At 46.0% G+C, this 511-nt stretch carries 1 protein-coding gene; it reads right to left on the bottom strand.

Annotated features, from left to right (window positions below; genetic code table 11):
* On the bottom strand, positions 1-463 hold a 463-nt coding region (locus RYZ26_RS19915), incomplete at its 3' end, for a helix-turn-helix domain-containing protein (protein WP_317685006.1).
* Positions 464-511: the final 48 nt, after the last annotated feature.

The raw sequence follows: 511 nt of genomic DNA, 5'->3' as shown, positions 1-511 counted from the left end.
TTCGTTGACGATGACATGGGCGTGCGGACAATTTGCGATATCCCATCTCGTTCAATATACGGCCTAATGAGGAAGTCGATATGGAGATGCGGTATTCTTCCCAAATCCATTGTGTCAAATCACACAATCGCCAACGCACGACGTTATGGATCGCTGGCGTAGGACCTTTCTCTACAATGTTAACAAGAGCATTGCGTTGCTCTGAATTCAGCAAAGGTACAGGTCCTCCCGACCATTTGTCTTTTAAACCATCGGGACCTTCTTCATTAAAACGCAAAACCCAGTCGCGGATAATTTGCAAAGTGACGCCTCCAACTTTGGACGCATCAGTCCGCCTCCCACCATCGTAAATCACGGCAAGACTTAAAAGACGACGTGCCTGTGTTGCATCATCGGTTTTCTTGGCAAGATGACGAAGATCATCACCGTTGTAATCTGATCGCAAGGGAATTGGGGCACCCATAGAAAACTCCTGTTCGTTTTCTATGTTGAATCAGAATTTAAGCCTTTT

Source organism: Terasakiella sediminum (assembly GCF_033100395.1).
Lineage (GTDB): Bacteria > Pseudomonadota > Alphaproteobacteria > Rhodospirillales > Terasakiellaceae > Terasakiella.
Note: the sequence above shows the minus strand (reverse complement) of the source record. Positions and strands in the feature narration are given on the sequence as shown.